This is a genomic window from Skermanella sp. (assembly GCF_059503625.1).
This window is the reverse complement of the sequence record NZ_JCACHA010000019.1, coordinates 1-4,505: the sequence shown is the minus strand read 5'-3', so window position 1 is coordinate 4,505 and position 4,505 is coordinate 1. Positions and strand designations below refer to the sequence as shown.

Sequence of the window (4,505 nt, the reverse complement as noted above, 5' to 3'; positions counted from 1 at the left end):
GCCGCCCCTCCGCCCCGGCGCTCTTCAGGTCGTTGACCAGCGGGATGTCGGCGTCGTTCACCGCGACCAGCCGGTCCGGTCCGTCCCAGATCATCCCGGCGGCCAGGAAATACAGGAACGCGGCAGCTCTCTCCGAGCGCACCGGCACCAGGACCCGGGCATGCCCGGCCTCGATGAAGGACGAGAAGAGAGGGTCGCCGCCGTTGGCATGACCGGCGCCGCCACCATCGCCTTCCCGACCGGAGTCGTGGTCGAGGTGGAAGGTGTAGGCCATCTCCGGCCATTCCAGGGCCGTATCGAGGAACTGCGAGCAATGGGGCTGGCTAGTCAGCCAGCCGGGCTGGCTAGTCAACTGGCGGGATGGCGGTGAGCCCGCCGGGGCGGGCTCGCCGCCACCGGTTGCGGCCGCTGCCCGTTCCCGCAGCAGCCGGCAACAGGCTGCCTTCAGTTCGCGCTTCTCGATCTCCCTGTTGGCCAGAGGGGACCGGGGCAGGCCGCGCGGCGCGGCGTCGCTCAGCCCGTTCAGGTGGCGTTCGCCTTGTTCCCGCCAGGCCTTGACGATGGAGGCATAGATGCCGATCCGCCATTCGTCCATCAAGCGCGGCGTCGGCACGCATTCGACCTCGATATTCACCTGCACCTCGACATTGGAGGGCGGTGACTGGCTGGACGTTGCGTCGGCAACCGACACCGGAAGCGACAGGCCTTCGCCCTGGGATGCCAGCGGTACGCCGGCCTCGCCCGGCGTCACGATCTGGCAGCCGACCATGATGGCGGGCGGCGCCAGCCCGGCCGGCGTCGTCACGCAGCCGGCGAAGACGGTGCGCGCCAGAAAGCCGGCCGGAATGGCGATTTGTGCCTCGGCGCCGCCCCGCAGCGCGGCCGTGGCGAGGTGCAGCGCCGGAGGCGGCGGCTGGATATCCGTCACGCCATAGGCGGCGCACAGCCGGGCGTAGTTGAGCGGCGTCACGTCGTGGAAGGAATCGATGTTCAAGCTGGCCGGCGACGGCGGCATCGCCCAGCGCGGATCGCAGCCCGGCTCCTGCCGGTCGAGGAAACGGCGCGCGGGATGGCGGACGACGAATTCGAGGATCAGGCGCGACCCGTAGTTGACGACGCGCGCTTCGTAGACCTTGTTCACCCACCGGTAAACCGCCCGAAGGTTTGCCGCGCCACCGGTGTTGTCGACCACGCTGACGATCGCGTCCTCGATCTGCGACAGGGTGGAACTTGCGCGCACCGTACCGACCTTGCGGGCGATCCGATTGACCGTCTTGCTCAGGATTTCCCGTGCGAAGCTGGTCAGTTCGTCCTGACCGGGGCTGACGGCCGTCGTGGTCACGGCATAGCTGCCGTTCAGCGTGCCCTGGGCCGGGGGGCCGTAGGTGGTGGAAAAATTGTCGTAATCGTGATTGATGGTATTTCCGGCGACAGTCTTCGTCGTTTCCTCAAGCAGGCTGGAGCGTCCGTCGGCATCGTCGGACGTCAGAACCTGTTCCTCGTCGTTGCCCGTCTGGTGAACGTCGAGCTGACGCCGCCCGCGCCGGCTCGACACTTCCTTGCGCTCGCCGCGCATCACGTTCTCGATATGGGCGATTTCGCCGGGCACGTAGCGCACCAGGCGCTGGCGCACCATCTGCAAATCGCCGATGGCATAGGGTTCGACCCAGCCGTCGGCGCCCAAACGTGGTGGCGATCCCAGAGTATCGGGGGCATCGGACGCGGCAGGCAGGGGAAAGATGTCGCCGGGCAGCACGATCGTCGCGCGAGCCGTCAGGGCGGATTCCGCGACGGAAAGGCCGGCGGGTTCCAGGTCGCCCGTCGCGGTCACCGCCAAGGCCTTCTGGACGGCGTTGGCAAGCCACAGCGTGAGCGCGAAATCGATCAGCATGGCGCCGTCGTAACCGAGCGCGACGACCAGGGCGAAGTAGCTTTCCCAGATCCGGTCGAGCGCCTGGAGATAGGCGGGATCGGTGAAATAGGCGCCGTTCAGGCCATAGGCGGCGAGCACGGCGGATACCTCGCCGAGCAGGCGGTCCGCCCAGTCAAGCGTCCAGGGACCCGAGAGTTCCAGCCGGGCCGCGATGGCCGCGAAGTCGCTCACCGGGCCGGAAAGGTCGCGGGGGCCGGCGACGAACACGCCCTGATAAGGCGCTGCCCCGTCGAGGAATTCGATCGCCAGGGCTTCCATCGCCCGCCGGCCCTGCGCGGACGACGCGGCCAGATCGGCGACGAACGACGATGCCGGGGTAGCCGGTGCGGAATACCGGATGAAGCCGTATTGCAGGTCTCGATCGGCTATCCGAGGCCAGCGCCGGATATGGACGTAGGGGAAAAGCTCCCCCGGTTCGGCTGCGATGACGGGCATGGGACTATCCGGTAAAGGCGGATAAACGGGGAACGGCTTTTCCACCGGCTTCGATGGCTTGGTCGGAACCGGCGGATCGATGACCCTGGGGTGCGGGGCTGGAGGCTGCCCCTTGATCGGAGACAGGAACATCAGTCCGCGGAAACACTGAAGCGGCGACCGTCTCAGCCAGTCGTAACTGAGATCGGCATTGACGCCGACCGATTCGACGCCCTGGTTGCCGAGGTATTTCACCTCCAGGGTGCCGGTCAGCCGGTACCCGGACCGGAACTCCAGGTTGATGGGCGTCGGACGTGCCGAATTCAAGGTCAAGCGGCGGGTTTCCGGAGGATCCCAGCGGCAATGCACCGCGACCTCGTGCCGGACACCGCTCTCCGCACCCTGATCCAGGCGGAACGCGAATTCGAAAACGATGTTCACTTCCGGAATATAGCAAGTTGTTTCCAGCACGTAGGCCATGTCGCTCGTCTACTCCGGTTCGGGAACATGAAAGGGCCGGCGCCCGTCCAGCCGTTCGGCCGGAAGCGGGCGCCGTCGCTTGTCAGGACATCACGACGTTCTGAAGGCTGAAGGCGAAGGGCGACGATGTCGGGCCGGGTCCGCCGCCGGTCATCACGATGTCGGCGCTGGCGATACCGAGCAGCGAGATTTCGGTGTTGATGCTCGAGAGGATGGCCGAGTTCATCACGGAGCCCTGCGTGACCTGCGAGGCGACGCCGATCCAGATGGTCGGCTTGAACTGGAACGACGCCTGCTGCTGGGGAGCGATCCCCGTCTTGGTCGCCAGCAGGGTGCCGTTGCGGTAGATGTTGGCGTTGCAGGCGCCGGTGGGCATGAGATTGACGACCTGCACTTCCGACGGATCGGTGCTTACGCCGTTCTGCTGGAGCGTGTCGCCCGAAGTACCCAAGGCCACGCTGAAGGACTGCCCCGGCTGGGCCGACAGCTTCGGCATGTAGTTGCCGTAGCTGTCGGAGGCGCTGACCTGCATCGCGGTCGGATAGCAGAACGGATGATTGTCGCCGGCGCCGCAGTTCTGGATGACCAGCCAAGCCACCGACAGTTCGGAGAAGCTGGCGGAAACGTTCTTCTGGAAGATCACGATCTGCGAATTGTTGGCGTCGTTCGAGTTGTTGACGAAGTTCAACTGGATGTCCATTTACTCTCTCCTTGGTAAAACGCAGCATGTGCTGCCTGGTTGCCGTCGGCGCCGGAAGCGTGATTCAAACCCGCTCCATGTTCGAGAGCTTGAAGGCGATGGGTGTCGAATCAGGCCCCGGTTCACCACCGGTCATGACGATGTCGGCGCTGGTGACGCCGAAAAGGGGCAATTGCGTCAGGACGGTACCGACGAAGGCGGGCGATAGCAGTTCGCCCTGCACGACGCCGGGGGCCTCGCCGATCCACAAGGTCGGCTCGAACCTGAATACCGTCTCCTGTTGCGGCACGAGCGATGTCCGGCGCCAGAGCAGATCGGCGCCACGGAACACATGGACGTTGATCGCTCCACGAGGCAGGCCGTTACGGACGTGGACATCGCGTTGTGCTGTGCGGTTTTCGATGGTGACGAGACGGCGTCCCGACGGCGCCGGTACGGCCGCAAGAACGTCGCCTGCATTCACAAGTTTCCTTGGTGTGTAATTGCCGAAGCAATCACTAATGGAAACCGACAATTTATTGTCATAATCGAATGGGTGATTACAACAATAACCACAATTGCTGATCGATTTCCAAGCGATGACTGGCGAATCATTTACCAAGGCAACATTCTGTTGGAACAGCAAAACCGATGTTCTGAAGCTGGCCGTCGAGCGGCTGACGAAATTCAAGCGTGTCAACACGGCGAGGCTCCTTCAGGCCATTAGAGGTTGTCATGCCAGGATGGCGGCATAGCTCGATCGTTCGCGGAATCGGCACAACACGCGTCCCGAACCTGCTCATCTTCAAGGTGTGTGGATTACAAAACTGAAATCCAAAGAGATGAATATTTCAGAGATTACAACTTCTTACGCGTTTTCTCTAAATTCAACTCTCTTATTCAGGTTATTACCCACATTGGATAACCTTGTCACTAGTTATCTTACGTATTTAAATAAATTTCCGCTTTGGGAGCACGATGGTAAGTTTTGGCGTGATA

Annotated in this window: 3 protein-coding genes; all 3 read right to left on the bottom strand. The window is 63.2% G+C overall.

Annotated elements, in window-relative coordinates; genetic code table 11:
* Positions 1-2,827, bottom strand: a 2,827-nt coding sequence (locus AC5JJ6_RS00470; protein ID WP_496040151.1) for a hypothetical protein, incomplete at its 3' end; no start/stop codon positions are given.
* A gap of 82 nt (positions 2,828-2,909) precedes the next feature.
* The gene (locus AC5JJ6_RS00465; RefSeq protein WP_496040150.1) at positions 2,910-3,527 is read right to left on the bottom strand and encodes a hypothetical protein; all 618 of its coding nucleotides are present in this window, start codon (positions 3,525-3,527) and stop codon (positions 2,910-2,912) included.
* Positions 3,528-3,591: 64 nt separating this feature from the next.
* Entirely contained in the window at positions 3,592-4,209 is a 618-nt protein-coding gene (locus AC5JJ6_RS00460) for a hypothetical protein (RefSeq protein ID WP_496040149.1), read from the bottom strand.
* Between the last annotated feature and the right edge of the window lie 296 nt (positions 4,210-4,505).